General features: G+C 41.6%; 1 protein-coding gene. It reads left to right on the top strand.

What is annotated here, in order from left to right; genetic code table 11:
* Positions 1-693: 693 nt before the first annotated feature.
* A partial coding sequence (locus IQQ51_RS13175) for a M4 family metallopeptidase (RefSeq protein ID WP_228012851.1) occupies positions 694-1,972 on the top strand: 1,279 nt, incomplete at its 3' end.

Raw genomic sequence — 1,972 nt, 5'->3', positions numbered from 1 at the left:
TCTTTTTCGCTTTACCCATGTCACCACCGTTCTAACTATCACAAAGGTTCAGATCACGGGACTTGGAAAAGGTTCAACTGATTTAGGCAACAACGCCACTGTTAGGCCGAATAACCCAATATCTAAATACATAGATTTTCAAGCTAGTCTCTTATGCTGTCTATCTTAAATGACTTACTTCATCCAAAACAATGGCTTATGTTTACTAACTTGTGATTGAACAAGAAAATGTAGAATTTAATTCTGTCTAACGAAACCAAATGAAGAAAACTTGATAACTTCTCTGAATAGGATTGTTAAAACAAGTTTACTATTGATAATAAAGACAATATCTCCACTTCCAAAAACCCTCTTATTTACTAATTTATAGTTAAGATAAAAAGCGAAAAATATCGAAGTTAGCTTAGATAAAGTTATTCTATAAATTAAAACAAAGCGTATTTTAATAACTCCCGACCCTTCATACGTTTACGATAAATAATAAAATTTGATTTTATAAAAACAATTTGATCAATAAGATTTTTTGTAAACTTTGAATTACATACTTTAAAATTTAATCTCCCTAAAAAACTTGTCATAAGCCGAAATGCTCTTCCAATCTTGATTCGCAACACATGGCATTAGCGTGTTGCATATAGACTTCCTATAAAGCCGTTGGGAAGAAGGAGTTTATATTAAAATCAGGAACGAATAATGAACCAACAACGTCAACTAAGCTGGAAAATAGCAGCTATTCTAGGTACATCTTTTGGCTTTAATGCACACGCTGCAGAAATGGTCAGGGTCGATGATGATGCATTACTCCAACAGAGCCTCATCGCGCAGTCGAAGAGTGTTGCCCCACTAGAATTAGGTTTTTCTGAGGTAAAACGGGTGGTACTGCCCAATGGAAAAACCAAAGTCCGCTATCAACAAACTCACCTAGGTTTACCCGTCTTTGACACTTCGGTTGTCGCTACCCTCTCCAAGAACCAACCCACTCAGGTGTTTGGTTCGATGGCACAAGGGATCAGTGGTGACTTATCCAGCATCGCGCCAAAACTGAATCAAGAGCAAGCGATTGAAGCCGCACTGTCTGCTCATCGCACGTTTACCGTCGGCAAAAAGTCGATTGAAAACAAAAATGCAAAACTCATGGTGAGATTGGATGAGAACCAAACCGCCCAAGTGGTGTATCTGGTCGATTTCTTTATCGCGTCCTCAATGCCAGAGCGCCCTTTTTACTTTATTGATGCCACGACTGGCGAAGTAATCCAAAAATGGAATGGGTTAAACCACGCCAAAGCATCCGGCACTGGCCCCGGCGGTAATATCAAAACCACTCGATATGAATATGGCAGCGACTTCCCTAGCTTTCCCATCGACAAGACAGGCACAACTTGTACGTTAGAAAACGATTCAGTTAAGACCGTCGATTTGAGGAACGGAACGTCTGGCAGCGCAGCCTACAGCTACAACTGTGCCGACGGCACCAACTACACCGATCATAAATACATCAACGGGGCTTACTCGCCTCTTAACGATGCGCACTATTTTGGTAATGTCGTATTCGATATGTACAAAGAGTGGATGAACACATCGCCTTTGACTTTCCAACTGACGATGCGTGTTCATTACGGTACCGATTATGAAAATGCCTTTTGGAATGGCTCGTCCATGACATTTGGGGATGGCAAAAATACCTTTTATCCATTGGTCGATATCAACGTGAGTGCTCACGAGGTTAGCCACGGGTTCACCGAGCAAAACTCCGGTCTTGTGTACCGAAACATGTCGGGTGGTATGAATGAAGCCTTCTCAGACATTGCGGGCGAAGCGGCTGAATACTACCTGCGTGGCAATGTGGATTGGATTGTCGGTAGCGATATATTCAAATCTGAAGGTGGCTTGCGTTACTTCGATCAACCTTCAAAAGATGGTCGCTCGATTGACCACGCCTCGCAATACTACGATGGCTTGAACGTTCACCTAT

This window comes from Vibrio sp. OPT18 (assembly GCF_015163615.1).
In the GTDB taxonomy this organism is placed as follows: domain Bacteria; phylum Pseudomonadota; class Gammaproteobacteria; order Enterobacterales; family Vibrionaceae; genus Vibrio; species Vibrio coralliirubri.
The sequence above is the reverse complement of the archived record's forward strand: the minus strand, read 5'-3'. Positions and strand labels throughout refer to the sequence as shown.